The following is a 26,708-nucleotide window of genomic DNA, read 5'->3' as shown; positions in this document are numbered from 1 at the left end:
ATCTGGATCTCAACGACGCCTTCGGTGAATACGAGGCGGCGCGGGGCGCGATCGAGGATCTGCTGGGCTCGGAAGTACTCGATTTCCTGGATCCCTCCGGTACCGAGTGGGATGCGCCGTTGGTCGGAGGGCCTTTCCAGACGCCGCCGATTCCGGGGCCCGAGAGCTTCGATCTGCGCCGGGCTTCGACTTCGGTCGACGGGCAGCTCGAGGTCGCCGGGCGGGTTTCCGGAGCGGCCGAGTCGAGCCGGCCGGTTCGAGGCAGTAACAACTGGGCGCTGGCCGGCTCGCTCACCGGCGACGGCCGCGCGCTTCTTGCCAACGACATGCACCTGGGCCTCCAGGTACCCAACATCTGGTACCGAGTGGCCATGGTCTTCCCCGACGAGTCGGCTCCGGGGGGCGTTCGCCGGGTGGTCGGTGTGTCTCTTCCGGGCGTGCCGCTCTTGATCGCCGGCTCGAATGGGGAAGTGGCGTGGGGTTTCACCAATACCTGGGGCGACTGGGAAGACTGGGTGGTTCTCGAGCCCGACCCTGCGGATCCGAATCGGTATCTGGCGCCGGGCGGGTCGAGGCCATTCGCCCGCTTCGACGAACGAATCGAGGTGAAGGACGGCGGTGACCTGGCTCTCGAGGTGCGGGAGACCATCTGGGGCCCGGTTTTGGACAGGGACCACGCCGGCCGCGAACGCGCCTATCGCTGGATCGCCCACGACCCGCAGGCGGTGACCTTCGCTTCGCTGGCTCTGGAGAAGGCCTCGACGGTCGAAGAAGCCGTGGCGGTGGCCAACCGAATCGGCGCTCCACCGCAGAACTTCGTGGCCGCGGATGTGGACGGCCACATCGCCTGGACCGTAATGGGCCCAATTCCGGGCCGTTTCGGACACAGTGGTCGCACCCCGCGTTCGTGGAGTGACGGCAGCTCGGGATGGGCCAGCTATCTCGCGCCCGAAGAGTACCCGCGCCTGCTGGATCCCGAGGAGGGGCGGATCTGGACCGCAAACAACCGGGTGATCGACGGCCCGATGCTGGAGAAGATCGGAACCGGATTTCGTCTGGGCGCCAGGGCCGGTCAGATCCGCGACCACCTGCGCCGGCTCGAGCAGCCCGATGAGCGCGCGTTGCTCGAGGTGCAGCTGGACGACCGGGCACTGTTTCTGGAGCGATGGCGCGCGCTGCTGCTGGAAGTGCTTGCGACCGACGGAGCCGGCGCAGACCCGGAGCGGCGCGAGCTCACCCGGTTGGTGGAGACCTGGGGCGGACGGGCCTCGGTGCATTCGGCCGGCTACCGAATGGTCCGCGCCTATCGGACCTTCTTGATCGATCAGGTTTACGGCACGATTCTGGCGACCTGCAGGAAAGCCGATGAGCGTTGCGAGAGCCGGTACCTCAACCAGCTCGAGGGCGGTCTGTGGCGCCTGGTCGAGGAACGGCCGATGAACTTCCTGAGCCCGAAGTTCGAAGGCTGGGACGAGCAGTTCGAGGCCGCGGTCGAGGAGCTGCTCGAGTACTTCGGAGAAAAGGACGGCGCTCTCGCCGAGCAGACCTGGGGCAAGCGCAACGCCGCCGCGATCCGGCATCCGATGAGTCGCTCCCTGCCGGGGTTCCTGGCGAAGCGTCTCGACATGCCCCGTGAGCCGCTGCCCGGGGACTCGAACATGCCCCGAGTCCAGGGCCCGAGCTTCGGCGCCTCGGAGCGGTTCGTGGTGTCACCCGGCCGGGAAAAGGATGGTCTATTTCACATGCCCACCGGCCAGAGCGCCCACCCGTTGTCGCCGTTCTATCGCGCCGGACACAACGCCTGGGCCAACGGGGATCCGACGCCCTTTCTGCCCGGTGAGGCGGTGCATTACCTGAAGCTGGTGCCCACCCGATAGACGCGCCGGATCCGGTGCCGGCAGGTCGACCGTCTCGCGGCACCTCCCGGTTAGCGGTCGAGCTCTGTCCTCGACCGAGGTGGGGTGTCGTTAGTCCGCTGGGAAGAGCGAGGAATCCAGCCCGGGGAGGAGCTTGAGGGCGTTCTTGTAGTAGAGCTTCCTCAGAACCTCGTCCGGCAGTTGCATGCCGTACATTTTCCAGAAGGCGTGGCGGCGCCGGTAGTAGTCGAAGTACTCGTCTTCGGTTTCGAGCACTCGAAAATAGACGTGGTACTCGGAAGGCGTCCAGGCGTCCTTACCGAACAGCACCCGGTCTTGATACTCTACGAACCACTCATGGGCGGTCCGCGGTTGGCGGCCGAGCTCCCCCAGAACAGCGCCGATCTCGGTATAGACATTGGGAAGCTGGTCGAGTAGGCGTCCCAATCGGGCCAGGTCGTTGCCCATCCACCCTAAGTGGGCGGCGATGAAGGTCGTCTCCGGGTGCTTGGCGAAGACGCTTCTCTGCTCGCCCATGATCTGTTCCCATGAGGGGACTCTCTCGGGGTCGCGGTAGCGCTCCGGCCTCTGGATCAGCTCGAACAGCCGCTCGTTGTTCTTGTCCCTGGGGAGCCAGAAGGCTGCCGGCTCGCCCGAGTGAATCAGCACCGGAATGCCCAGCTCGCCGCATCTGGTCCAGATCGGATCGAGTCGCTCGTCGTCGACCGCGATCCGTTTGCCTTCGAAATCGACCGACTCAAGGCCCAGGCTCTTGTAGACCTTGAGGCCCAGAGCGCCGTTGGCGACGTCGGTCTCGAGCTGGCTCAGGGTGCGCTCGAGCCATCCGGGCTCGCCGAGGCCGCTCGGATCGAAGTTGGTGAAGACGAGAAAGCGGCCGGGAGCGGATTTGCGGCCGTTCTCTACGGAACGCTCAAGGTAGTCGCCGCCTCGCAGAGAGAAGCGCATCGAGCCGTCGGGGTTGGTTACCCGGTTGAAGCTGCGACCGGAGAGATTGACCATCACCGCCATGTTGAGCTTGTCCATCTCGGCCACGACCTCGGCAAGATCCTGGTCGGCCATTTGAAAGAGGTGGCTGTGGACGTCGACGAAGGGGTACTTGGCCCGGGTCAACTGACGGCCGGGAACGACGAGCGTCGAGGGCGGATCGTACTGGTAAAAGAGCGGCCAGTCGCCGTCGTAGTGTTCGGTGATTTCCTCGGAGCTCGCATTCGGCGCGGAGAAGATGAACAGCAGCGCCGACAAGGTGAAGAAGATGTTCGCGCGCATGGTTGAGGGATCTTATCTTCTCCATCGCCCGGGCTGCTCGACCCCCAAACCGGATGGTCAGCAGAGCCGCCTGTGCTGCGATCCGAGTTCGGATTCAGGGGGCGTCTATGAGCGGGCTTCTCGTTCGAGCTCGCGCAAGTACCGTCGTTTTCCTAGCCAAACGTTGAGCCGGTTATCGCGCGACAGGAACCGAATCACAGGAAGTCGACGGAAGCCAATCTCATGCTTGAAATCGAGGAGACGGGGGTGGTCCGGTCGGACGCGGAGTCCCCGCTGGAGTGCCCGGACCGCGTTCTTGCGGTTGTGTCGCAGCATTTCGACCCGGGCGAGGTTGAGGTGGTTGTCGGGCTCCAGGGGGTCGAGCTTGATCGCGTGCCGGCAGAGCTTCATGCCCTCCTTGAGATTGCCGTCGAACTTGGCGGCCCCGTAGCCGGCATAGGAGTAGTAGAGCGAGGGCAGGGCCTCGTCCCGCTCCTGCTTACGGGCGATCTTCCAGAGGATCTCCAAGCCTGACTGCCACTCGTCGGCCCGGCAGAGCTGAAGACCCTCGTTGATGGCAGCGCCAACGTCTATGTCTTGAGTCGTTATGTCCTGGGCTTTCACTGACCGCCGCCTACCTAGACCACAGATCTTACAGCGGCGAACGAGCGAGCAGCTGTGGAATGATGCTCTGGATGCCCGACACTCGCAGGCGGCGCGGGCCGCACCCGAAGGACTTTGCTTGTTTCGGCGCCGACAACCTGCCGACGCTCCGGCGGGCGATGGAGGAGTTGTCCTGGCTTCTGGGACGGGGCTACTCACCCAAGGCGTCGCTCAAGTTGGTCGGAGACCGCTACGCTCTCAGGGATCGGCAGCGCAAGGCGTTGCAGAGGTGCGCAGCGAGCGATGAGGAGTGCCGGCTGCGCGCCGAGAAGGTCGTGCGAGTCGATGAGCTAGCGGGCGAGACCGCCATCATCGACGGCTACAATGTCATCTTGACCCTCGAAGCCGCGCTTTCGGGAGGTGTCTTGCTGCTGGCCCGGGACGGCGTCCTCCGGGATCTGGCATCGTTGAGTGCTCACTACCGGCGTCTATCGGTGACCCGACCCGCGGTCGAGCTCCTGGTGCGAGCGCTCGTGGAGCAGAAGGTTGCCGGCGTCGAGTGCGTTCTGGATCGGCCGATCTCGAACAGTGCCCGCCTCAAGAAGCTGATCGAGGAGATTGCGAGATCACACGGCCCGAGCTGGGAGGTGCGTCTGTCGGCTCAAACTGACCGGGAGCTCAAGAGATCGCCGCATATCGTCGCAACCGCGGATAGCGCGATTCTGGATGTCTGCGACCGCTGGGTGAACCTGGCCCGCTGGTTGGTGGAAGACCGCTTGCCGAGTGCGTGGATGATCGATCTCCGACTCGCGGATCGGGCTTCGTAGCCATCCGGAGCGCCCTGGCTGAAAGGTCTGAAGTTCGGCCTGCTGCTCTCGATTGTGGGCTGCTGCTTCATGGCCGGCTGGTCCGGCGTCTTCAACCTGCCCGAGAAGATTTGGATGTGGTGGGGCCTGGAGCAGTTCATTTACTACTTGCCGGGCGGAGCGGTTTTGGGGTGGGTCGGCCAGAAGCTGGCTCCCGAAGGCGGCTGACGCGGGCGAGACCGAGTTTGCATCGAAAGTGGGAACTTTCCTCGTATCGGGTCGTTATACGAGCTGAAGCCCCGAGACCGGGGCAAGAAACCCCCGAGACGAAGCTGGAGGATTCTCAATGCGAATGAACACCTGGAGAAGGCTCGGGCTTTGCCTGGCCGTTGCGGTGGCCCTCGTCGCTCTTGCCCGGCCGGCCCTCACCGACCCTGGAATCGAAGTAGACAAGGACGCGCGGGCCGAGGTCGTCGTCGGTGACGATGCGGCCAAGAGGATCGTAATTCGCGAGATTCACTGCGAAGGCGAGGGGTGCGAGGAGCACGAGGGTGCGCACAACATGGTCTTTGTTGGCGGGGGCGGCGACATCAAGGTCATGACCGGAGACGACGGTCACGCCTGGGTCACCCATCTGCGCGGACTCGGCGAAGGCGGCGGCTACCTCGGAGTCGGACTGACGGAGCTCACGCCCGAGCTGCGCGAGCACTTCGGCGTGCCGGCTGACGCGGGAGTCATGGTTTCGAAGGTGATGGATGACAGCCTGGCGTTCAAGGCCGGGCTCGAGCCCGGAGACATCATCGTTGAGGTCGACGGTGACAGCGTTGCCAACAGCGCAGCTCTGGCCAAGATGATTCGCGGCCATGCCGAGGGTGAAGAGGTGCTGCTCGGCTTTTGGCGCAACGGATCCGCGCGATCGATCACGGTAGCGATCGACGAGCGCGACGAGGATCTCGGGTTTCGACACATCGGTCACCTTGGGCATGTGGGAGACGTGAGCCACCTGCGCAAGATCATGGTTCACTGCGACAGTGAGGACAAGAACTGTGAGCCCAACCTCGAGATCGCCGGTCTGAACGAGTTCGACTGTGGCGGTTCCGAGGAGTGCGAGGTCAGGGTCGAGTGCAAGGCCGGCGGTTGCACCTGCTCAATCAACGGCGAGGAAGCCGACTGCGACGCCATACCGGGCGTTTCCGGGGTCGGCGACTAGGCACCGGTATCTGGCAGCTCGAGAAGACCCGGTGAACGAAGAGATCGCCGGGCTCTAGCGCCAGGAGTTGAAGCTGTCGAGCTGCATCAGGCCGGTGGTGGTCGATATGGAACCGTTGATCGCTCCCCAGCGGACTGTTTCGACGAGCGCCGCGCTATTGGAGAGATTGGTCAATCCCGAGAAGGAGCCGTCGTTGACGGCGACGAGAAAAGCGCCGTTGCCGTCTCCGGCCGTCCATTCGATGTCGATCTTGTTCCAGGCCGTGGTCAGCGGTAGCTCTTGGCCCGGAATCATCTGAACCAGGCCTCCGCCGTTCTCGCGAGCCGCCAGATGGAGTGAGTTCTGGCCACTCGGGTTCTTACGCACCGTCAGGATGAACTGGGATTCTCCCGAACCGGAGTAGGCGGTGAAATGCTCGATCGAGTCGCCCGTGGCGAGAACGAGGTCATCGAGCCGGAGGTAGAACGTCGCGTTGTAGACGACCTCGGCGATCGGCGAGGGGTCGTCCACCGAGGCGAAGTCGGTGCCCAGGGCCGGCACGATCGCGGCGGTGAAGTCGACGTTGGAGGCCACGCTGAAACCGTCGCCGAGCTGGATGGTCCCGCCGGAGCGAAAGGTCGCGCCGGCGCCCATGACCTCTACGTTCTCGGCCGTGAGGGTGAAGCAGGCTTCGAAGTCCCCCTGGATCTGCCCTGGCGGAGCCGACAGCGACAGCGTGTCGGGCGACGAGCACTCGTCTCCGACTCTGACCTCGAGACCATAGGCGCCCACCGTGGCGGATTGGGGGTTCACCGTGAAGCTCCCGGGCGACCCCGGGGTAGGGCAGACCAGAGAAGAAAGGCAGACAGCCAGCGCTACCTTCAGACTCTTTGGGACCCGTGTCATCCGCCTAGCCCCAAGCCGATGTGTCCCCGGACTCGAAGCCGTCCGAGAAGATGGTCGATCCAGGTCCGCCTTTGTAATCGGGGGGCGTATCCGCGCCGGCTACCACACCGAGCGGAGAGTAGTCCGTGTAGCCGGGAAAGACGATACCCAGCTTGTTGTTGCCCAGCCGCCGGATGAGGATCTCCGAAAGGATTCTGCGGTAGTCGGTCGTTACGGCGACATCGTCGCCCTCGAAGAGCTGGCCGGGAGCGAGGCCGGGCCAGGTGCCGTGCATTCCACCGGTGGCGTTGCCGCTCAAGACCAGCATGACGTTGCCATGGCCGTGGTCGGTGCCATCGTCGGCGTTCTCTTCGAAGCGCCGCCCGAACTCGCTTTGCGCTACGACGGTTAGTCTCTGGGTGTAGTCGCTCGAGCCCGAGCCGTTGAGATCGGTGTACAGGGCATGCAGACCCTGTGACAGCTCGGTCAGAAGCGGTGGCAGATAGCCGTCCTGGTTGGCGTGTGTGTCCCAGCCGCCGAGATCGAGCGTCGCGACGTGAAGCCCGAGGTCGAGCTTGATCATCTGGGCGATCACCTGAAGGTGCTCACCGAACTCTCCCGACGGGTAAACCGCGCCGTTGGCGGGCGTGTAGTTCTCGGTCACGAACAAGTCCAGCACATCGACGGCGTCCAGCGCCTGGAGACCGGTAACGTGGAGTAGAGATGAGTCGGCCTCGTAGAGCTTGCGCAGGGCCGTCCTTTGGGCGTCTCGCCAGCGCCAGGGGCCGGTGTTGAGCGCGAAGATTCCCGGGTTCGAGAGGTTGACCGTCTGCCGATCGCCGCGCAGGGAGGTCTGTTGAAGACCGCCCATCGCCAGTGAGGGCATGATCATCGTATCCGGTAGGCTCGACGAGCTCTGCAGATGGCGGGTCAGCCAGCCGGTCGGGGTCGATCGGACCCCGGGCGTGCCGAGCTCCATGAACTCCATGGATTCGAAGTGACTGCGATTGGCCTCGTCCAGACCCGAGGCGAGAACGACCGAGAGCTTGTTGTCCTGGTAGAGCTCCTGGAGCGGTGCCGCGGCGGGGTGGAGCCCGAACTGGGGGGTCAACGAGAGAGCCGCGTTGGGCCCCGTGACGGGAACCTGGAGAGCGGGCCGGGCCGCTTCGTAGTGACCGCGGTCGGCTCCGGCGACGGGCGGCAGCAGGGTGAGTCCGTCCATACCTCCCCGCAGGAACAGGACTAGAAGCACCTCTTGGTCGGCGGGGGTTTGAGCGAAGGCCAGGGTGTTGAACCTGGAACCCGCAAGGCCGGCGATGGCGGCCGAACAGCCGACCATGAACCCTCGGCGACTGATCTCACACATGGCCGACTCCTTCGCGCAGGTCGAGCTTCATCGCCACAGAAAATCCGGGGAAAGAAAAAGGAGTCCGACCATGGTCTGCAGCCTGTCGCGTAGCTCGGGGTCGGTGTCGAGCGGCAGGTCGAAGCTCGGGTTGACGCCCTGTGCCATCAGGTCCACCACTTCCTGGCGATCGGCGGCGCTCATTGGGCGCCCGAGAACGCGATCGATCCAGAAGTCGGCGAGGTCATCGGCCGAGCGCACGCTCGGGGGTGTCTGAGCGAAGGCGTCCAGCCGGTAGGCACCGGAAGGATCTTCGACGTCGATCAGCCAATTGGTCAGCTTCCAGCTCAGCACACGAGGGCTCGAGCTCACCCAGGCTTCGCTGAAATCCGGGTATCCGTTGGGAGGGTGCCAGGCGAAAGGGTAGTGGCCGGTGTTGTAGAAAAGCCAGTCGAAGGTGCCGGTGTCGGGATCTCCCAGGATGAAAGGAAAGTCGGCTCCGGCAGCCCTCATCGCGCTGACCACGATCTCGAGCGGTCGTTTGATCTTGGCGCCCCAGGTCAGACTGAACTCGTTCGACAGAACAATGCTGCGAATGACCTGAGCGATCTGGTCGGGCGCGGCGGACTGCGCCAGGAACACTTGCGCCGCGGAATCGACCAGGTTTTCCGGCGGAAAGTCCCCGATAAACCGGCGGCAGAGCTTGCGACACACGAAGCGAGCTGTTCCCGGGTGGGTCGCCAGAATGTCCAGGACGTCTTGACCGTCTTTCTCGGCCGGCTGGCCTGCTGGTATCTGATGGCCGAGAACATTCTTGGCCGAAGCTTCGTGCCAGTCGGGCCGATAGAGATAGCCGCCATTGCCTGATTTCGGGTCCCACCACGGGTTGCCGTCGATCGACCAACCGGTGAGGCAGCGGGTCACAGCGAAGACGTCCTCGTCGACAAAGCCGAGCTGAAAACCCTGGGCATCGGTCGGGACCTGGTTTCGCGGAACCGCGCCCAAGTAGTTCTCGTCGCCGAGCGTGTGGAGCTCCATCAACTCACGGGCGTAGTTCTCGTTCGGCCCGTCAAGTGAACTGAGCCAATTGTCCAGATAGAAGAGCATCGGGGTGCTCTTGGCCACGGCTTCGAGCAGAGTGCGGAAGTTGCCGAGAGCGTTGGCGCGAACTACGTCACGGTCGTAGTGGACCCATGTCGGCGCCTCGTAGAACTCCCAGCCGTAGATCGAGAAGTGGTTGTGCCAGAAGTCGACCATGACCTCGAACAGCTGCCGTTCGCTGTATACGGCGCGAAGGAGAGTCATGAGAGTGGTTTCATCCGCGGGGCGGATGCGCTCGCTCCAGACCGGGTCGGCGACGACATGATCGGCCCAGAGCTGTGCCAGAGGTTTGTTAAGGGTGGTGTAGCCGGAGGCGGCGACGCGCGCGTCGGCGGCACTGTCGTCGAGCGCACTGGGCTGCAGCTGTTGGTCGACATAGGCCTGGAGGCGATCGGTGTCGTTGCCCGCGAGCGCATTGAATGCGGCGACATCGCCGGGGCGCGGGCCGAATCCGAGTCGGTTCATTGCGATAACGGCCACAGACGGGGCGGTCGCTGGCGGATGAGGCACGGGGGGTGGCGCGGTCAGCCCGGCGGCGCCACGGCGCCGCATGGCGGTTTGGCCGAAGATCCTGCGGACCGAGCGAGCCTTCGGTTCCTCCCCAGTCGGAGGCATTTCGTGCTCGCGGGACTTGGCCTCCATGAGAGCTTGTCGTCCCGGTCCCGGATTGTGGGCAGCGCTTGGCATCGACAGGTCGCTACTTCATACGCCTCGGCCCAGGGCACGGCTGTGAACTGGGTCACACTCGACGTATCCTTGGCGGATCATGAAGCGATCATTCGGTTGTTCAGCGCTCACCGTCGCGGTCCTCTTGACCGCGCTCCCGCTTTCCGCCCAACGCACGGTCAAACCGGTTCTTCACGGCAAGCACTGGGTGGCGATCACCGGCAAGCCGCTCGCCGCGACCGCCGGCGCGATGACCTTCGCACGCGGGGGCAACGCGGTGGATGCCGCGTGCGCCATGCTCGCGGCGACCTCGACGATGTGGGACACGCTGGGCTGGGGGGGCGAGACCCAGGCTCTGATCTACAACCCGAACACCAAAAAGGTCCTCGGCATCAACGCGCTCGGCGTCGCTCCGACCGGCGCGACGCCGGAGTTCTTCCGAGCTCGGGGCATGCGCTATCCACCCGAGTTCGGACCCCTGGCCGCGGTGACGCCGGGAACCCCAGGCGGACTTCTCTTGATGTTGGCCGAGTATGGAACCTTGAGCTTGGCGGAAGTGCTCGAGCCCGCGATTCGGATGGCCGAGGGCTACCCGATCGAAGCTGCTCAGGCCGACAACATGGAGCGGCGCCGAGAGATTCTGGCGCAGTGGCCCGATTCCAAGAAGGTGTTCCTGCCGCACTGGAACGATGACGATCCAAAGGCCCGCGCCGCGCCACATCCGGGCGAGATCTTCCGTCAGCCCGAGCTCAAGGCAACGCTCGAGAAGCTAGTCGCGGCCGAGCGCGAGGCGCTGGCCGCCGGCAAGAGCCGCAGCCAGGCGATTCAAGCGGCGTATGAGCGCTTTTACCGCGGCGACATTGCCGAGGAGTTGGTGCGCGCGACGCAAGAGCACGGCGGACTGATCACCAGGAGCGACCTTGCGAGTTGGCGAGTCTATGTCGAGGAGCCCGTCTCGACGACTTACAAGGGCATCGAGGTGTACAAGCTGACCCACTGGGTGCAGGGCCCGGTGATGCTGCAAACGCTCAACATTCTCGAGAACATGAACCTGGCGGCGTTGGGATACAACAGCTCGGCTTACATTCACGCTCTGTATCAAGCGATGAACCTAGCCTTCGCCGATCGGGATTTCTACTACGGTGATCCGTACTACCCACCGCAGGAGCCTATCGCCGGGTTGCTCTCCAAGGAGTACGCCCGAGAGCGCTTCGAGACCATCGACTGGGACAACAACAACGAGAACGTTAGGCCCGGCAACCCCTACGAGTTCCAGGAAGGCGAGCATCCGTTCCCGGAGCTGCTCGAGCAATGGACACCGATCCCCCCGGCCGCCGAAGCCGAGGGCGAGGAGGGGTTTCAGCAGTCGCTTCTGCTGACCGATGAAGAGGCTTTCCGTGCCGGCACGACCTCGATCCAGGCCGCGGACGAAGAGGGTTGGGTGGTTTCGATCACTCCCAGCGGCGCTTGGGTTCCGGCATTCATCGCGGGCTCCACCGGCATCGGCCTCTCGCAACGAATGCAGAGCTTCGTTCTCGACGAGCGCATGAATCCGTACAACTTGGTCGAGCCGGGCAAGCGCCCGCGAGCGACCCTGACCCCGGGCCTGGCGCTGAAGGGCGGCGAGCCGTATCTGTCATTCGCCGTTCAGGGCGGCGACACTCAGGATCAGAACCTTCTGCAGTTCTTCCTGAACGTGGTGGAGTTTGGCATGAACGTGCAGCAAGCGGCTGAGGCGGCCAACATCACCAGCTATCAGATGCAGTCGTCTTTCGGCGCTCACAGAGCCGAGCCCGGCAGGCTGGTGGTTCGCGACGACGTCCCGGCGTGGGTTCGAGCCGAGCTACGCAAAGTTGGCTACCGTGTGGAAACCCGGAGACGCACTTCGGGACCGATTACGGCGATCTTTTTCGACCGCGAGCACGGCACGATGTGGGGAGGAGCCAGTAACTTCGGCGAAGACTACGGCATCGCCTGGTGACCCCGATGAGCGCTGCACGCTTCGCCCAGACCTTCCACGTTCGGTGGGCCGATCTCGACCCCAACCGGCATATGCGCAACACTGCCTATCTCGACTATGCGACCGAGGTTCGCTTCGCCTACCTAGCCGAGAATGGCTTTCCGCAGGCCCGGTTCGCCGAGGACAACTTCGGGCCGGTCATCTTCCGCGAGGAGATTCGTTCATGACCGACACCGAAGCTGAGCGTATCGAGGAACTCATTGCGAGCGACGCGAGTCCGGTCGGTATCGACGCCAAAAAGACACATGTCTTGATCATCCAGAAGCTGCTGGAGATCGAGCGCCGTTTGGACCGAATCGAATCGCGACTCGAGCTCCGAACCGAAGGCTAACGCTCCATTCCTTCTACCGTTTTGTCGCGCGCCGCGCGAGTGGTGCGCTGCGGGATCTCGTCCGGGTTCTTGGTCAGCATCAACGCGCGCCGCCTTTCGATTGCGTTGAGCCATATCGGCACATAGGCCAGGAGATCCTCGATCGATTGTTCGATTCGGGTCATGACATCGAGAAGAAAGCCGCTGATTACACGGTGGCTGGCGAGCAGGTCATCGACCCGGCGAGCGCGGTCTTCGATGGTTTTCACCGGGCGCGCCATCAGCTCGTCGATCGACCGCCGCCCGAGCTCGTAGGTCTCTCTCAAGAGATAGCAGTTGTGCGGGACCTTGAAGGCGTATTCGTCCAAGGGCTCCATTTCGTCGTATCGAATGCCGGTCATCGCCAGCACTTCCTTGAGCTTTGGAGAGAGGCCTTCTATGACTTCCGTCAGGAACTCCTCGACGTTCTGCCAACTCCTCGGAGTTGGCAGCTGCGGTTGGCTCCTCAGGCGTTCGGCGACTTCCTGCAGGTCGCGCATGAGCACAAGGCCGATTTCCTGCATGTAGTCGTTGAGTTTGTCGACGGATGCGTACAGCCACTCGGCCTCTTCGATGTCCTGGGGAAAGCGCTTCGACAGGTAGTAGTCCGAATCGTGCAGACTGCGGGGATCGCACGCTACGATCTCGCCGAAAGTGTCGCGGAGGAACTCGTAGATCTTTCCGATGGAGTGGCAGAGCAACCGGCGAACCGCCATGATGTCGCTGTCGGCGATGCGATAGGGGTACTGCTCGAGGCGAGAGATCACCGTGTTGTTGAGGGCAAAGTAGGAAAGCTCGGCGTTGCGTCTTGCGGTGTCGAGCACCGGAATGATCGAGGGCTCGGCGAGCGTCGGAGCCAAACGGGTCTGGATGATCTGACAAACTCTGCGCACGCGCCGCCAGATCTGTAGCAATCGGCCGGGAGAGCAGTGAAGGATGGCGTAGTTACTCTCATCGGTCTGCTCCAGCAGTCTGAGTGAGCCCAGGTAGGCGCGGATGCGTGGGTTCTGGGATCGGACCCGCTCGAGAGACCATGCCGCCACGCTGACGCCCGGCGGTAGGGAAACCTGGTGCTCCCCTACCTGGATGTATTGCTTGGGCAGCGGTTCAGCCATGGCGCTTCGAAGTCACTCGCCGGTCTCGCGAAGACGCGGCTCGCCTTCGGTGACTAGCTCCTGTTCAACAACAGGCGGGTCGAGAACCCTATCACAGGGTGTCACCGTAACCGCCCTGTTGTCAGGGGGTTGGGACCGGAGACTGAGCAGTTCGCACTATGGCTTGGCGATCGACTTGGCGCGATCAGTCGCCGAGGTTGACCCAGGCTTTGCAGACGTCGCGGATCGCATCGGCGCGCGCCTGAGAGAGCGCTTGCTCGGAGAACAGGTCTATTTCGCTCGCTTTGACTCGGGCCAGGCGCAGCTCTTCGCGCACCGCAGCCACTAGGGCGAGCGGGTTTTCGCTGTCGGTGCGAACGCGGATCTTTGGATAACGCACGGGTTCGAGGCCTTGACGAAAGAAAAACCCGCGGATGAATATGCAAGAGCATTGCCGCTGGGGTTAAGGGTCCTCGAGGGCCAAGGTTGGCGTTTCTGCGAGCGGGATTCGCTTTCATTACCAATAGTTAGCGCTCGGGAAGGTCAGCTTGGCTCTGATTCCGGCCAATCTGGCGACCGGAAGTCGTGACTTGCGATTGCGCCTTGAGTGTCGATATGTTTCGGCGCCATGACGAGTACCTACGAAGCAGCGATCGTCGGGGGTGGTCCGGCGGGTTTGACGGCAGCTATCCACTTGGCGTGGCACCGGCGCAAGGTCATTGTGATCGATCGGCGCAGCGGACCGTTGTTCTTCACTCTCGAGAGGCTCTACAACGTGCCGGGAATGCCGGCGGTGCGAGGGATCGATCTCCAAAAGCAGCTGAGGGCACAGGCCGAGGAGCTCGGAGTCGAAGTGATGCGCGCCAATGTGGTTTCGGTGTCCGGGGAGGCCGGCGGGTTCCAGCTGCGGGGGGAAAACGGCGAGGAATGGTCGGCCGAGACCGTGCTGCTGGCGACCGGGGTGGCGAGATACCATCCCACGATCGACGGCGATTACCGGCCCTGTTTCAAGTACGCAGGCAAGGGCAACCTCTTCTATTGCCCCGACTGTGAAGCACCCGAGATTCGGGACAAGAAGACCGTAGTCATTGGTGTCGGCTCGGCCGATGGTGCCGCGGGCATGGCTCTGGGGTTGTCTCGCTACACCGACGATCTCTCGGTGCTGGTCACCGGCGATCGCTCTCTGTCGAGCGAGCGGGCAGTGCAACTGGAGGAAAAGAGCATCGCCATCGAGGTGGCCGAGATCATCGAGATGATCGGCAAAGGGCGCCGTCTCGAAGGACTTCGAATCCGAGACCAGCAGCAGAACGAGCGCAAGCTAGACGCCGAGGCGTTCTTTGTTTCGAGTCCGGCCGTCGGCAGGACCGACCTGGCGCAGCAGCTCGGCGTCGAGATGGCGGCGACACAGAACCACGCGCAGCCACGTTCGCAGCGAGGCGACACCAACGTCGAGGGAGTTTGGATCGCCGGCGACTTGAGGCCGATGACTCAACAGGTCGCCGTCGCGATGGGAACGGGCAACATCGCGGCCGTGATGATCGATCAGTATCTGCGCCGTAAAGAGGTTCTGCCCTCATCCTGAGCAGCTCGGCTCACTACCCCGCGAAGCTGAAGATCAGCGAGCTCTGCAGCCGGAAGCTGCTCCCGTCTTCAAGATCGAGGTAATCCGTCTGCCACCAGGAGCCCTCGAGGCCGAAGCGCAGCGCGGGCCGAAAGTCCCAGAGAAAGTTGGCCCAAAGAGCTCGATTTCGGCTGCGGGCACCGCCGGGTAGTGTGACGTCGTCCGGATCGTCGAGCCCGAGGCCGATCGTGGCCAGAAGGTCCGGACGAGCGCGAATCTCGAAGGCCAGCCAGCCGCCCATGGCTTCGATCTCTCGCTCCCGATCGAAGTCGATGCCGTGGCCAACGCCGCCGAAGTAGTCGTCCAGGTTCTGACCCGCCCAGGCCTCGCCCTTGAGCGTCCCTCTAGACGCCACCGGCACCAGGAAATCAAGATTCGCTGACCAGGAGTCGTAGTTCGGGGCGGGAAGACCGAGCCCCTCCTCGAGGTGCTCGCGACCCCAGTGTCCGGACAGCCCGATCTTGCCTCGCCGTCCGCCGGGGCCTCCCAGGGAACGCGAGAACGCGAGCTGCAAGGTCGGAACACCGGAGTCGACACCGGAATCGCCGGGTTCGACGGAGCCGAAGTCGTCGCCGATGGTGCGTGAAAGAGCAGCCGTGAACAGGGTTTCGTTTCCCGATTCCGACTTTAAGGTCTTGATTGCTCGAACCATGGGTCGACGATACCCAATGTTGCCGACCCACCAGGCGACGGTGTAGTTCAGAGTGGTTGGAACCAGCGGAGAGATGACGTCGCTCGTTTGTCCGGCCCGGATCGCCCATCCGTGTTCCGGCCAGCCGAAATCGAAGTAGGCATGGCGCAGCTGAGGCAGGTTCTTGTTCTCGGCGCCCCCTCCATAGAAATCGATCTCCAGCTTCGCGCTCACCGGAGGACCGTCCTCGGTCTCATGTGTGATGTCGATCCCCAGCCGTGACTGACGCGCGGTCATATTGAAGTGGGCGTGCTCTTCGACAATCGAGGGTGAGGCGACCCAGCGAGCGAAGTTACCCGGCTCGATGAGCGAGTCGTCCCAGGCCGCGTCGAGCTTGACGTATCCGTACCAGTCGGCCTTGAACTTCGGCTTGTCCGGTTCCTTGCCACTCTCGGCGTTGGGAGTGTCTTTGCCGGTGGTGCTCGCGGGCGCCGCCGGGCTGCCGTTGGCGGAATCGGTCAGAAGCAGGCCCGAGACGACGAGAACCAGGGCACGGAGCCAGGTTCGCCGGTGGTCTACGGAATCATGCATCGGGGCTCTCCTGTGGTCGCTGATTGAGTTGGAATCTTGTCCAGCGTCCGAGTACGCGCAGCGCTCGGTCCGCAGATCGGAAGGTCGGAATACCCGCCTCGTCGAGGGCGTTGGCAAGCGGATCGTAGAGCTTGCCGGCGTCGATCACCGCGACCCAGGGCTTGCTGATCTCGCCTCGCCAGATCTCGATCAGCTGCTGGGCGACCGAGTCCTGAGCGGCAAGATTCTCGCCATGGCCCTGACCAACCGGCAAGGTCTGGAGCGCACCGGTGAGCGGCACGCAGCCGATCACACCCACGTCGACCCTGTGGTCCTTCAGCACGGTACGGGCAGCCTCAGCAAATGCCCCATCGGTGAGAACCGGGGTTACATCCAAGGGATTGCGCGGTGCGACGATCGTCTCGATGCGGTGATGGCGAAAGAGGTCGGCGAGCTTGGTTCCGGTTTCCTGGGTGAACTCCGACAGCTCCAGGCCGGCCAGGTTGTCGCCGATGGCAACGCTTTCGAATCCGGCGTTGGAGAGAGCTCCCAACCGCAGCCCGTTCGTCCGCCGGCTGCCGAGCAGCGTGAAGGTCCGTACCAGATCCTCGAATTCCTCGATCGACTCCGCCGTCACCGCCCCCGCTCTTCGCGCGAGCTCGCGCGTGACGCGGTAGCTGCCGGCGACCGAGGCTGTGTGGGAAGCCGCGGCGCGGGCTCCGGCGCGAGTGCGCCCGGCGCGGTAGAGAATGACGGTTCGGCCCGAGGCCCTGATCTTCCTCGCGGCCGCTAGAAAGCGCCGGCCGTCCAGGGGCTTGAAGCCCTCGACATAGCAGGCGAAAACCGAAATCCTCGGGTCCTCGGCGAGAAAGGTCAGGTAATCGCCGATGGTCAGGTCGACCTGATTGCCGAAGGTCACGACGTAGGTCGGGTTGAACAAAGCGAGCTTCGAGGCTCGAGCCACGGCAAAGGCGCCACTTTGCGACAGCAGCGCCAAGGGGGCGGTGTCGCCGGACGGAAAGGCGAGCTTGTGACCCGGAATGAAGAGAGTATCGAAACCACCGGGAATCGATCGCACGCCAAGGCAGTTGCCGCCATTGATCACCGGACCGCCGCCCTCGGTGGCGCGCGATCGCCGGACGACGGTCTCCAGTCGTGCCGCGTGACTTTCCGAACCCTCGCGCTCACCCAGGCCGCCGGGAATCAGGATAAGACTCTCGGCTCGCCGCTCACGGACTATTTCTTCGACGAGATCCGGCAACTGAGCGGCATTGACGCTCAGAACGGCGAGGTCTACCCCCTCCGGCAGAGAGCCGAAATCGGGAAAGCAGCTGCAACCTTCGATTTCCTCGAGACCGGTTTTAACCACCCACACTCGCTCGGGCGGGAAACCGTGGCGCAGGATGTTCTGCAGGATGATGTGTCCGATGTTGAGCCTCTTCGAGACGCCGGCGACGGCGATCGAAGAGGGTTCGAGAAGGCGACCGATCTTCTCGAGCGGCCGCGGTGGTGCGACGGCGGGCGTTTTCGTCGCTGGCCGAAGCAGAGCATCCAGAGCTACGGGTCCGCGATCGGTCCAGACCAATGGGTTGACCTCGAACTCAGCGATTCGTCGCTGGTTCTCGGTTTCAGAGGTGGCGGCCGGAGCCATCCAGCGGTCGGCGAAGGCCAGGAGTCGGACCAGGAGCTCTTCGAGCGCGGCCGTCTCGACGCGGGGTGGCTGACCGCGATAGGAATCGGTCAGAAAACGGATCAGGTCGTGATCGTGAGGCAGGAGCTTGCCGTCACCGGTTCGCGTCGGCGCGGTCACGAGCACCGGAGCAAAGGCACCCTCGGCCGTTAGTCGCTCGACCTCGAGGCCGCCCAGGCCGAGCACGGCCACCGGTCCGAAGTCGTCGGTCCAGCGCACCCCAAGGAGCAGTTCGCCGCCCAGAGCCCGATCGTGCTCGATGAACTCGTGCACCGCGAAGCCGTCGACGGGAAGGTCGTCTGGAAGCCGCCGCTCTAGAGCCGCCAGGGTTTCTGCGAGCTCCTCGCGCTCTTTGGCGCAGAAGGCGACGGCGCCCGCGTCGGTTTTGTGAGCGATCGCGGGCGATACGAGCTTGACGGCCAATCGGTTGCCCGCAAATGCTTCGAGATCAATCGAATCGGCGTCGGCGACATCGGCGAGCTCGACTCGATGCGGAACCTGAAGTCCGAGCCTGCGGGCGACCGCGAAGCCCAGGCTCTCCGGCAGAACCTCGGATCGGCTCCGCATGGCGGCATCCAGGGCGAGAGACAGTTGTCTGTCGGGCTCTAGACGGTCGCGCACCGGGCCGCCTCGCGCCCCATGTGGAACGCCTTGAGGTTGGTGTCCACGATCCGCTGGCCCTTGGCCTTGAAGACTCTGCGAATCTGGGCCTCGAAGGTCTCGACGCTGATGGGTAGCAATGCTGAAACGGCACCCGCCATCACCACGTTGGCCGCCTTGGCCGTGCCCGCCTCACTGGCCAGCCGGCGCGCCTCGATGACAACGGCGCCGGGGATCGAGTGCAAGCGTTCGAGGAGATCTTCCAGATTGGGATAGTCGGGAATGTTCTCATGGGGATCGGCGGCGGTGAGGAGCCTCCCGCCGGGAGCCAGTTCGTCGGCATAACGGAGTGCCTCGAGAGGCTCGGTTGCGAGCACCAAGTCGGCATCACCTCGTGGAATCAGGGCGCCGTGAATCGGCTCGTCGCTGATGCGAAGGGTCGCGTGCACCGAGCCTCCGCGTTGCGCCATGCCATGGACCTCGGCCATCTTGACCTGAAGTCCCTCGGCGCGGGCACAGGTAGCCAGCACCAAGCCCAACGAGACCACGCCCTGGCCCCCGACTCCCGCCAGCGCGATATCTTGTTTCATGATCTTTTTGCCTCCGCCTTACGTCTGCGCACGTGCTCGATGCATTCGCGAACCGGGATCACTACCGAGAGCCCACGGTGCTCCAGCTCACGGCGCAGAACGGCGGTGAGTTCGTTCACTTTGTTGGGGCGCGCTTCGACCACGTGACAGTGGTCGGGATCGACACCCAGGCCGAGGACCAGAGGTTCGAGCCTCGAGGACGCGAGCACCGTGTGCTGGGCACCGGTCATGCCGACAGCTTCGTTGTCAAGGATCATGAGAGTCATATCGGTGTCGGCGGCAACGGCGTCCATGAGAGGCGTCACTCCCGAATGGAGAAACGTCGAGTCGCCGATGACCGCTACCACTGGAAACAGGCCGGCGTCCGCCGCACCCTTGGCCATGCCCACCGCCGCGCCCATGCATACGCAGGACTCGATGGCTTGATAGGGGGGTGCCGCTCCGAGCGTGTAGCAGCCGATGTCCGCATTGACGATCGAAAGCTCGTAGCCGCCGAGTGCTTCGCGCAGGGCGTCGTAGGAATCGCGATGCGGACAGCCCGGACACAATTGGGGTGGACGCGCCGGCAGGTCGGCAGCGATCTGTACCTGGGCTCGTGTGGGTAGCCCGAGCGAGCGCCGAACCGACTCGGGCGTGAGCTCGCCATCGAGCGGCAGCTCACCGGTTTCTTTGCCGGAGATCGGAAGCAACGTCGGCAACAAGCCACGCAGTTGGCGCTCTACCAGGGGATAGCCCTCCTCCAGAACCAGAATACGGTCGCATTTCTCCGCGAGGACGCGGACCTTGGAGACCGGGATCGGGTACACACCGAGGTGCAGCAATGACGGTGTGTAGTCGAGGTCGCTCAGGTTTTGCCGGAGGTAGCCACGCGCGATACCGGTGGTGATGATGCCCAGGCCTCGGTCGTCGTCGGAAAGCTCGAGGGGGTTGAACGGAGACTCCTCGGACAGGCTCAGCATCTCGGACTGAGTATCAAGAAGCCGGCGCCAGAGGCCTCGCGCATGAGCCGGCAGCAAGGTCCATGAGGCGGGGTCACGAGCCTTGTCCAGCGGTCTCTCCGCTTCGCCCTGATGAGCCTCCACGATCGAGCGGCTGTGAGCCAGCCGGGTTACCAGACGCACCATGACCGGGATTTCGAAGCGCTCGGAGACCTCGAAGGCCTCGCGGGTCATTTCGTAGGCCTCCTGTTGATTCGCCGGCTCAAAACAGACGATCCGGGCGAAGTCCGCGTAGAACCGGCTGTCTTGCTCGTTCTGGGAGCTGTGCATACCGGGGTCGTCGGCAATCGCCAGCACCAGACCACCATGCACGGAGACGATCGCCGAATTGATGAAGGGATCGGCCGCGACGTTCAAGCCGACATGTTTCATCACTACCAGGGAGCGCCTGCTGACCATCGAGACACCGAGGGCCTGCTCATAAGCGGTCTTTTCATTCGCGCACCAGGAGGCCACCGGATGACCGTGACGATCGGCGTAGCGAAGAAGAAACTCGAAGGCCTCGGTCGATGGCGTGCCGGGGTAGGCGTAGGCTGCGGTGAGCCCGGCGTGCACGGCCCCGAGGGCCACGGCCTCGTCTCCCATCAGCAAGTGCTCGTTGTGGGCCGGGTATTTCAGCGGTTCGGTAACCAAGAATGTATCCTCCAGGCGAGGTGTTTCAGGCTCGCCGCCTCTGTCAAAAGCCTAGCAGCGAGGCAGTCGAAAGACGCTACCTGTTTGGGTTGGAAAACCTCTGCAAATGCCCTATCTAAAAGGAGATATCCGTACTCTGCGAGTGGCTGTTAGCATCCCGCAAAGGGGAACCTATGAGCTCGGTCGAAGTCCTAGCGATGAAGAACCTGGTGATTGCTCATCCGGACGACAAGGTGTTGGAAGCGGTCGAGCGCATGACGCGCCGCAGGGTCGGCGCCATCCTGGTGGTTGAAGACGACAAGTTGGTCGGGATCTTCTCCGAGCGCGATGTCCTGCAACGAGTCGTCGCCCGCGAGCGCGATCCGAGAACAACCCGGCTCGGCGAGGTCTGCACGCGCGAGCCGTTGGCCGTGCGCCGGGATTCACACGTCAAAGAGTGTGTAAATCTCGTCAAGCGGCACGGGATTCGGCATGTGCCGCTCGTCGACGATGAGGGACGAGCCGTCGGGATCTTGTCCTCTCGCGATTTCTTGAGCTATGTCATCAATGAGCTCGAAGAGCTGATCGAGAAAGCCAGCGTCGACTTGCGTCGCGAAGAGCTCACCGACCCCTACAGTCTTATCGGCGACTAATGCCTACGATCCTCGACGCATCGACGCTTTGAGCCGCTGGTGTCGAGCACTGCTGATCGCTTTGGCGCTCGGCCTGACACCCACTGAGGGTAGCGTCGGGCCCGCGTCGGCCGAGTCTCTCAGGGTTCTCACCTACAACCTCTGGCACGGTTTCTGGCGCACGCCGGAGGGAGAGTTGTTGATTCTGCCGTCCGAATCCGCCGATGCTCGCAGCCGCCGGTCCGAGCTGCAGAAGAGAGAGCTCGGCCGCTTGGGTCCGGACGTCGTGATGGCCCAGGAGGTTCACCCACTGCCCTGGCGAGCTCGAGAGCTGGCGCAGGCCCTCGGGCACAAGCCGATTCATCAGCTGGTGAGCTGCGGTCTGCGGTTCTTCCATCTCGGGATTCCGTGGGCGATTCGCTCCGGGCTGGTGCTCACAGCGAACAAGGATCTCGCCCTCGAGCGTCTGAGCGCTCCCAAGCTGAGCGGGCAATTCGGGTTCTGCAGCGATTGGCTGGGGCTGCAGTTGGAGGAAGCCCGCCGCGCCCTGTTGGGACGGATCGTGATCGGGGACGGCCGTCGGCTGCTGCTGGTGACGACTCATCTTCATTCCTCGACCGTCGGCGGGGCTGCTCGCACCGAGCGCCGGTTGAGCGAGGTCACCGCGGTGATCGATGCGATTGACGAGGCACGGAGGAGCGATCCGCAGATCTTCGGAGTGATTCTGGGTGGTGACTTCAACGACATGAGCGACTCAGAACCGATCGAGCGCTTGCGCTCGGCGGGATTCGTTGACGCGAGCGAGAAGCTGGGGAAGGAGTTCGTGACCTACGACCCCTGGGCCAATCCGTTGGCCGCACGGATGACCGAGGCGGGAGGCGGAGATCCCTCCCAGTCGGCGCCGCGACGTATCGACTACCTCTTCGTGTCGCGGGAGTTGGAGCCGTTCATTCGTCGGGTCGAGCCCTATGGCATGAAGCCGAGTGGCTCGTCGGAAACGCGCTTCGATTCCGACCATTACGGTGTTCTTCTGGAACTGGATCTCTGATCACCACGGGTCCGGAGCCCTTTGCTACGATCGCTTCGTGCAGCGGAGGACACTGACCGTTTCGATCGCGACTGTGGCCGCCGTTCTTCTCATGACCAGCTGCGGCGAAGGCGACGCAAGCAGCGAAAGCAACTCTTCTTGAAGCGATCGTTCGGACCTCGGCCTTGGCTGAAACCAATGGCGGCCTTGCTGGTGTGGGGATGTGCACATGCACCGGCATCCCCGGAAGCCGAGACCGAAGTCGATCCGCCGCGGGCGCCCGATAGCTTCCTGGTCGAATTCGACACGCGCGCTTCGACATGGCGGGTGACCGAGGTGCAACGGGTCACCGATCGCGATGCCTACGACAACCAGCCCTATTTCGAGGCCGACGGCGGAGGATTCCTGTTCGCCTCGGCGCGCGATGGCCAGACCGATATCTTTCGCTATCGGATCGGCTCCGACGACATCGAACGGCTCACCGAGACCGCTGAGAGTGAGTACTCACCGACACCGATCACCGGCTGGCCCGGATTCTCGACGGTTCGAGTCGAGGCCGACGGGACCCAACGTCTCTGGCGATTTCCTGCCAAGGGCGCGGGGCGGCAACCCGAGGTCATCTTTCACGAGATCGCGCCCGTTGGATATCACGCCTGGATCGATCCTGACAGTGTGGCGATGTTCTTGCTCGGGGAGCCCAATGAGCTGGTCATCGGCGAATTGCTATCGCAAGAAGGCCGGACGGTTTCGACGGGCATCGGTCGGGCGCTTCACTCGGTGCCGAGTCGCAACGCCGTGAGCTTCGTCGACAAAAGCGATCCCGAACACTGGACGATCACGATACTGGACCTCGACTCCGGCGGATCGCAGAAGATCGTCGAGACCCCTTCCGGGAGCGAGGACTTCGTCTGGTGGAGCGATCACGAGATCCTGATCGGTCAGGGTTCGAAGCTCTATGTGTTCGACGTTGGGATCGGGGACGACTGGCGTGAGGTTGCCGACCTTTCCGAAGCGGGAGTCCGGGGTCTCACTCGCCTGTCGCCGTCGCCCCATGGCGACCGGCTGGCCGTAGTCGGTGAGCGAGCCGAAGACTGATTCGGGCCCAGCTCGGCTTCTTCGAGATCGCCGGCACTCTCGCGTCCCTCGGCACCGTTCTCCGGGAGGATCTTCGCCGCCTCAGGGGGTGGGGGGAGGATAACCGTGTGGTGATACCCTACTTGCCGTTTTGGCAATGCAACAGGGGAGGTTTTCCATGAAGCGCTTGGCCCTGGTTTTTGTCGTACTGGCGACGCTGGCCGCAGGCGAGGGTGTAGCCGCTAAGAAAAAGGCGGACAAAGTCGAGTCCGAACCGAAGGCCCTACTCAACGAAGATCTGCTGGCCGGGCTGCCACTGCGGGCGATCGGGCCGGCGCTCGCGTCGGGTCGCATCAGTGATATCGGCGTTCATCCGGAGCACTCGAGCACGTGGTACGTGGCTGCCGCTTCCGGGGGCGTCTGGAGAACGGAGAATGCGGGCATCACGTGGGCTCCTATCTTTGACGACCAGGGCTCCTATTCGATCGGCTGTATCACCCTCGACCCGAACGATCCAAAGGTTGTCTGGGTGGGAACCGGTGAGAACAACTCGCAGCGATCGGTGTCCTACGGCGATGGCATCTACAAGTCCGTCGACGGCGGTGTGAGCTGGAAGAATATGGGCCTGGCCGAGTCGGAGCACATCGGCCGGATCGTGATTGACCCGCGAGACTCGAACGTCGTCTACGTGGCCGCCCAGGGACCCCTCTGGCGAGCGGGTGGCGATCGCGGCCTCTACAAGACCTTGGATGGTGGCGAGAACTGGAAGAAGGTGCTCGAGATCAGCGAGCACACCGGCGTCAACGAAGTCTGGATCGATTCCCGCAATCCGGATGTTCTCTACGCCTCTTCGTATCAGCGTCGCCGGCGTGTCTGGACGTTGATCAACGGCGGCCCCGAGTCGACCATCTTCAAATCAAGCGATGCCGGCGAGACCTGGCGGAAGATCGACAAGGGTTTGCCGGAGGAGGACAAGGGCAAGATCGGACTGGCGGTATCACCAGCAGACCCAGACGTCCTCTACGCGATCGTGGAAGCGCTGGACGAGAAGGGCGGCTTCTTCCGATCGACGGACGGTGGATCCAGCTGGGAGAAGCAGTCCGACTACACGTCGAGAAGCCCGCAGTACTACAACGAGCTCATCCCCGATCCGCTGCACGTCGACCGCGTCTATTCGAACGATACCTGGCTGCATGTGACCGAAAACGGTGGCAAGTCGTTCGAGAAGGTTCCCGAGCTCGCCAAACATGTCGACAACCACGCCCTCTGGATCGATCCGGACGATACCGACCATCTGGTCGCGGGTTGTGATGGCGGTGTTTACGAGACCTGGGATCGCGGTCGAGCCTGGGAGTTCAAAGCCAACCTGCCGATCACCCAGTTCTACAAGATCGCGATCGACAACGCTTCGCCGTTTTACAACGTCTACGGTGGCACCCAGGACAACTCGACCCTGGGCGGTCCGTCCCGGAATACATCCGAGCACGGCATCACCAATCGGGACTGGTACGTGACCCGAGGTGGCGACGGCTTTGATCCTGCTGTCGATCCCGAGAACCCGGAGATAGTCTATTCGCAGGCGCAGTACGGCAACCTGATACGCCTGGACAAGAGGAGCTGGGAGCAGACCGACATCCAGCCCCAGACCGAGCCCGGTGAGGACCCGCCGCGCTGGAACTGGGACTCGGCGTTTCGGATCTCGCCGCACTCAGCGACGCGGCTCTATTTTGGGTCTCAGCGCCTCTATCGATCCGATGACCGCGGCGATTCCTGGCGCCCGGTGAGTCCCGATCTCACGCGCAACCTGGACCGCAACCAGCTCGAGGTCATGGGGCAGGTCTGGGGGGTGGACACCGTTGCCAAGAACAAGTCGACGTCGTTCTACGGCAATATCGTTTCGGTGTCCGAGTCGCCGTTGGTCGAGGACCTTCTCTACGTCGGTACCGACGACGGCTTGATTCAAGTCTCCGAAGACGGCGGTGCGAACTGGCGCAAGGTCGATTCGTTTCCGGGCGTGCCCGACATGTCCTATGTGAGCGACCTCGAGGCTTCGCTCCACGATCCCGATACGGTGTTTGCGGCTCTGGAAGACCACAAGTCGGGCGACTTCAAGCCATATTTGCTGAAGTCGACGGATCGCGGGCGCACCTGGCGCTCGATCACCGGGAATCTGCCCGAGAAGGGGCTGATCTACACGGTCGCTCAGGACCAGGAGGTAGCCGACCTGCTCTTTGCCGGAACCGAGTTCGCCGTCTACGCGAGTGTCGACGGCGGTGAAAACTGGGTAAAGATCGGCGGGCTGCCGGTCATTTCCGTGCGTGACCTCGAGATTCAGCGGCGGGAGAACGACCTAGTCGTCGGCACGTTCGGGCGAGGCTTCTTCATTCTCGACGACTACTCGCCACTGCGGCAGATGAGCGAGGAGTCGCTGGCCGCCGAGGTGATTCTCTTTCCGACGCGTCGTACCTGGATGTTCCAGAAAACCTTCGAGCTCGGCTATAACAACGTCGCCTTCCTGGGAGACTCTTTCTACTCGGCGCCGAATCCGCCTTTGGGAGCGGTCTTCACCTACTACTTGAAAGAGGGGCTCAAGTCGCCCAAGGAGGCTCGTCAAGAAGAGGAGAAGAAAAAGCGTGAAGCAGGCAAAGCGCTCGTCTATCCGAGTTGGGAGAAGCTGCGCGCCGAGGATCGCGCCGAGGATCCGGTCATCGTGCTGACGGTGCGCGACGCCGACGGATACGTGGTTCGACACCTCACCGGCCCTGCCAAGAAAGGGATTCATCGGATTGCCTGGGATCTGCGCTATCCCTCGCCGGAGCCCACGCGCCTCGAGCCGGGAGAGAAGAACGCCTTCTCCACAGACCCGATGGGGCCGATGGTCGTGCCCGGCACCTACTCGGTCTCGCTTTCGAAGTGGCAGGACAACCGGCTCGTCGAGCTCGCGGCGGGGCAGGCGTTCGAGACCGTGCCGACAGGAGCGGCGCAGCTCGCGGCGGCGGATCGCACCGAGCTGCTCGCGTTTCAAACCAAGCTGGCGCGGCTGCAGCGGGCGATCTTGGGCGCCAACCGGGTCATCGAAGAGACGGAGCAGCGGATCAAACATCTCCGGCGAGCGGCGCTCGACACTCCCAACGGGAATCCCGAATGGCTGTCCCGCCTCGAAGTGGCGGAGACTGCCGTCGATGAGTTGAAGACCGAGCTACAGGGTGATGAAACGGTCTCCAGCCGCAGCGAGCCGGCCCCACCATCGATCACAGGTCGTGTCGAAAGAGCGGCGTCGCGGAGCTGGACGTCGAGCTCGGCGCCCACCGCGACCCAGTTGCGCGCGTATGAGATCGCGGCCGAGGCGTTTGCGCCCGTGCTGACCGATCTGCGCGGGCTGGTCGAAGACGAGCTCGAGGTCCTGGAGTCGGAAATGGAAGCGGCCGGCGCGCCGTGGACGCCGGGCAGGATTCCGAGCTGGCAACCCGAGTAAAGCAGGAG

Annotated in this window: 22 protein-coding genes; 11 read left to right on the top strand and 11 right to left on the bottom strand. The window is 63.5% G+C overall.

What is annotated here, in order from left to right:
* Window positions 1–1,877: penicillin acylase family protein (locus GY769_23220; protein ID MCP4204831.1), on the top strand; the 1,877-nt coding region annotated here is incomplete at its 5' end.
* A 90-nt stretch (window positions 1,878–1,967) separates the two neighbouring features.
* On the opposite strand, the gene GY769_23215 is transcribed toward GY769_23220, so the two are convergent.
* The gene (locus GY769_23215; GenBank protein ID MCP4204830.1) at window positions 1,968–3,143 is read right to left on the bottom strand and encodes an amidohydrolase; all 1,176 of its coding nucleotides are present in this window, start codon (window positions 3,141–3,143) and stop codon (window positions 1,968–1,970) included.
* Window positions 3,144–3,248: 105 nt separating this feature from the next.
* Window positions 3,249–3,746, bottom strand: a complete 498-nt coding sequence (locus GY769_23210) for a hypothetical protein (protein ID MCP4204829.1) — start codon at window positions 3,744–3,746, stop codon at window positions 3,249–3,251.
* 71 nt (window positions 3,747–3,817) lie between these two features.
* On the opposite strand from GY769_23210, the gene GY769_23205 reads away from it, so the two are divergent.
* The 3 genes from GY769_23205 (at window position 3,818) to GY769_23195 (ending at window position 5,741) form a co-directional block, all read left to right on the top strand.
* A complete protein-coding gene (locus tag GY769_23205) occupies window positions 3,818–4,552 on the top strand; it encodes a DUF434 domain-containing protein (GenBank protein MCP4204828.1) in 735 nt (244 codons plus the stop codon).
* Between the two features lie 69 nt (window positions 4,553–4,621).
* Window positions 4,622–4,759: a hypothetical protein gene (locus GY769_23200; protein MCP4204827.1), complete on the top strand. Its 138-nt coding sequence runs from the start codon at window positions 4,622–4,624 to the stop codon at window positions 4,757–4,759.
* Window positions 4,760–4,883: 124 nt separating this feature from the next.
* Complete coding sequence (locus tag GY769_23195) at window positions 4,884–5,741, top strand: PDZ domain-containing protein (GenBank protein MCP4204826.1); 858 nt, start codon at window positions 4,884–4,886, stop codon at window positions 5,739–5,741.
* A 54-nt stretch (window positions 5,742–5,795) separates the two neighbouring features.
* On the opposite strand, the gene GY769_23190 is transcribed toward GY769_23195, so the two are convergent.
* The 3 genes from GY769_23190 to GY769_23180 form a co-directional block, all read right to left on the bottom strand.
* A complete protein-coding gene (locus GY769_23190) occupies window positions 5,796–6,533 on the bottom strand; it encodes a hypothetical protein (GenBank protein ID MCP4204825.1) in 738 nt (245 codons plus the stop codon).
* A 97-nt stretch (window positions 6,534–6,630) separates the two neighbouring features.
* Window positions 6,631–7,971: a DUF1501 domain-containing protein gene (locus GY769_23185; protein MCP4204824.1), complete on the bottom strand. Its 1,341-nt coding sequence runs from the start codon at window positions 7,969–7,971 to the stop codon at window positions 6,631–6,633.
* A 27-nt stretch (window positions 7,972–7,998) separates the two neighbouring features.
* A complete protein-coding gene (locus GY769_23180) occupies window positions 7,999–9,738 on the bottom strand; it encodes a DUF1800 domain-containing protein (protein ID MCP4204823.1) in 1,740 nt (579 codons plus the stop codon).
* Window positions 9,739–9,817: 79 nt separating this feature from the next.
* Here GY769_23180 and GY769_23175 point away from each other — a divergent pair, with 79 nt between their 5' ends.
* Together GY769_23175 and GY769_23170 are read left to right on the top strand one after the other, a co-directional pair.
* Window positions 9,818–11,698 (top strand): gamma-glutamyltransferase family protein, encoded by a 1,881-nt coding sequence (locus GY769_23175; protein ID MCP4204822.1) that lies wholly within the window; start codon window positions 9,818–9,820, stop codon window positions 11,696–11,698.
* A gap of 5 nt (window positions 11,699–11,703) precedes the next feature.
* Complete coding sequence (locus GY769_23170) at window positions 11,704–11,904, top strand: acyl-CoA thioesterase (GenBank protein ID MCP4204821.1); 201 nt, start codon at window positions 11,704–11,706, stop codon at window positions 11,902–11,904.
* Window positions 11,905–12,064: 160 nt separating this feature from the next.
* Here GY769_23170 and GY769_23165 read toward each other — a convergent pair whose 3' ends face one another.
* Window positions 12,065–13,201 carry a hypothetical protein gene (locus GY769_23165; protein MCP4204820.1) on the bottom strand — a complete coding sequence of 379 codons (1,137 nt, stop codon included), beginning with the start codon at window positions 13,199–13,201 and terminating at the stop codon, window positions 12,065–12,067.
* A gap of 184 nt (window positions 13,202–13,385) precedes the next feature.
* The gene (locus tag GY769_23160; protein MCP4204819.1) at window positions 13,386–13,580 is read right to left on the bottom strand and encodes a hypothetical protein; all 195 of its coding nucleotides are present in this window, start codon (window positions 13,578–13,580) and stop codon (window positions 13,386–13,388) included.
* Window positions 13,581–13,808: 228 nt separating this feature from the next.
* Here GY769_23160 and GY769_23155 point away from each other — a divergent pair, with 228 nt between their 5' ends.
* Entirely contained in the window at window positions 13,809–14,762 is a 954-nt protein-coding gene (locus GY769_23155; protein ID MCP4204818.1) for an NAD(P)/FAD-dependent oxidoreductase, read from the top strand.
* A 13-nt stretch (window positions 14,763–14,775) separates the two neighbouring features.
* Here GY769_23155 and GY769_23150 read toward each other — a convergent pair whose 3' ends face one another.
* Genes GY769_23150 through GY769_23135 form a run of 4 tightly spaced genes read right to left on the bottom strand, consistent with a single transcriptional unit; the run spans window position 14,776 to window position 20,465 of the window.
* Window positions 14,776–16,023: a hypothetical protein gene (locus GY769_23150; protein ID MCP4204817.1), complete on the bottom strand. Its 1,248-nt coding sequence runs from the start codon at window positions 16,021–16,023 to the stop codon at window positions 14,776–14,778.
* A complete protein-coding gene (locus GY769_23145) occupies window positions 16,016–18,259 on the bottom strand; it encodes a hypothetical protein (protein ID MCP4204816.1) in 2,244 nt (747 codons plus the stop codon). The genes GY769_23150 and GY769_23145 overlap by 8 nt, the downstream gene beginning before the upstream one ends.
* Window positions 18,260–18,297: 38 nt before the next feature.
* Entirely contained in the window at window positions 18,298–18,882 is a 585-nt protein-coding gene (locus tag GY769_23140) for an indolepyruvate oxidoreductase subunit beta (protein ID MCP4204815.1), read from the bottom strand.
* Window positions 18,879–20,465 carry an indolepyruvate ferredoxin oxidoreductase gene (locus GY769_23135; protein ID MCP4204814.1) on the bottom strand — a complete coding sequence of 529 codons (1,587 nt, stop codon included), beginning with the start codon at window positions 20,463–20,465 and terminating at the stop codon, window positions 18,879–18,881. The genes GY769_23140 and GY769_23135 overlap by 4 nt, the downstream gene beginning before the upstream one ends.
* Window positions 20,466–20,686: 221 nt before the next feature.
* Here GY769_23135 and GY769_23130 point away from each other — a divergent pair, with 221 nt between their 5' ends.
* From GY769_23130 to GY769_23115, 4 genes are all read left to right on the top strand, one after another.
* Window positions 20,687–21,145 (top strand): CBS domain-containing protein, encoded by a 459-nt coding sequence (locus tag GY769_23130; protein MCP4204813.1) that lies wholly within the window; start codon window positions 20,687–20,689, stop codon window positions 21,143–21,145.
* Window positions 21,146–21,173: 28 nt separating this feature from the next.
* Entirely contained in the window at window positions 21,174–22,172 is a 999-nt protein-coding gene (locus GY769_23125; GenBank protein ID MCP4204812.1) for a hypothetical protein, read from the top strand.
* Between the two features lie 177 nt (window positions 22,173–22,349).
* A complete protein-coding gene (locus GY769_23120) occupies window positions 22,350–23,246 on the top strand; it encodes a hypothetical protein (protein MCP4204811.1) in 897 nt (298 codons plus the stop codon).
* A gap of 157 nt (window positions 23,247–23,403) precedes the next feature.
* Window positions 23,404–26,700, top strand: coding sequence for a glycosyl hydrolase (locus GY769_23115; GenBank protein ID MCP4204810.1), 3,297 nt, complete (start codon window positions 23,404–23,406; stop codon window positions 26,698–26,700).
* The last annotated feature ends 8 nt before the right edge of the window (window positions 26,701–26,708 follow it).

The organism is bacterium (assembly GCA_024224155.1).
Taxonomy (GTDB): domain Bacteria; phylum Acidobacteriota; class Thermoanaerobaculia; order Multivoradales; family JAHEKO01; genus CALZIK01.
The sequence above is the reverse complement of the archived record's forward strand: the minus strand, read 5'-3'. Positions and strand labels throughout refer to the sequence as shown.

What these genes read in the sequence shown, in the direction of transcription:
- GY769_23215 (MCP4204830.1), bottom strand. Translation starts at nt 3,143, where the DNA reads ATGCGCGCGAACATCTTCTTCACCTTGTCGGCGCTGCTGTTCATCTTC.
- GY769_23205 (MCP4204828.1), top strand. Translation starts at nt 3,818, where the DNA reads ATGCCCGACACTCGCAGGCGGCGCGGGCCGCACCCGAAGGACTTTGCT.
- GY769_23200 (MCP4204827.1), top strand. Translation starts at nt 4,622, where the DNA reads ATGGCCGGCTGGTCCGGCGTCTTCAACCTGCCCGAGAAGATTTGGATG.
- GY769_23195 (MCP4204826.1), top strand. Translation starts at nt 4,884, where the DNA reads ATGAACACCTGGAGAAGGCTCGGGCTTTGCCTGGCCGTTGCGGTGGCC.
- GY769_23185 (MCP4204824.1), bottom strand. Translation starts at nt 7,971, where the DNA reads ATGTGTGAGATCAGTCGCCGAGGGTTCATGGTCGGCTGTTCGGCCGCC.
- GY769_23180 (MCP4204823.1), bottom strand. Translation starts at nt 9,738, where the DNA reads ATGCCAAGCGCTGCCCACAATCCGGGACCGGGACGACAAGCTCTCATG.
- GY769_23175 (MCP4204822.1), top strand. Translation starts at nt 9,818, where the DNA reads ATGAAGCGATCATTCGGTTGTTCAGCGCTCACCGTCGCGGTCCTCTTG.
- GY769_23170 (MCP4204821.1), top strand. Translation starts at nt 11,704, where the DNA reads ATGAGCGCTGCACGCTTCGCCCAGACCTTCCACGTTCGGTGGGCCGAT.
- GY769_23165 (MCP4204820.1), bottom strand. Translation starts at nt 13,201, where the DNA reads ATGGCTGAACCGCTGCCCAAGCAATACATCCAGGTAGGGGAGCACCAG.
- GY769_23155 (MCP4204818.1), top strand. Translation starts at nt 13,809, where the DNA reads ATGACGAGTACCTACGAAGCAGCGATCGTCGGGGGTGGTCCGGCGGGT.
- GY769_23150 (MCP4204817.1), bottom strand. Translation starts at nt 16,023, where the DNA reads ATGCATGATTCCGTAGACCACCGGCGAACCTGGCTCCGTGCCCTGGTT.
- GY769_23145 (MCP4204816.1), bottom strand. Translation starts at nt 18,259, where the DNA reads ATGCGGAGCCGATCCGAGGTTCTGCCGGAGAGCCTGGGCTTCGCGGTC.
- GY769_23140 (MCP4204815.1), bottom strand. Translation starts at nt 18,882, where the DNA reads ATGAAACAAGATATCGCGCTGGCGGGAGTCGGGGGCCAGGGCGTGGTC.
- GY769_23135 (MCP4204814.1), bottom strand. Translation starts at nt 20,465, where the DNA reads ATGGGAGACGAGGCCGTGGCCCTCGGGGCCGTGCACGCCGGGCTCACC.
- GY769_23130 (MCP4204813.1), top strand. Translation starts at nt 20,687, where the DNA reads ATGAGCTCGGTCGAAGTCCTAGCGATGAAGAACCTGGTGATTGCTCAT.
- GY769_23120 (MCP4204811.1), top strand. Translation starts at nt 22,350, where the DNA reads ATGGCGGCCTTGCTGGTGTGGGGATGTGCACATGCACCGGCATCCCCG.
- GY769_23115 (MCP4204810.1), top strand. Translation starts at nt 23,404, where the DNA reads ATGAAGCGCTTGGCCCTGGTTTTTGTCGTACTGGCGACGCTGGCCGCA.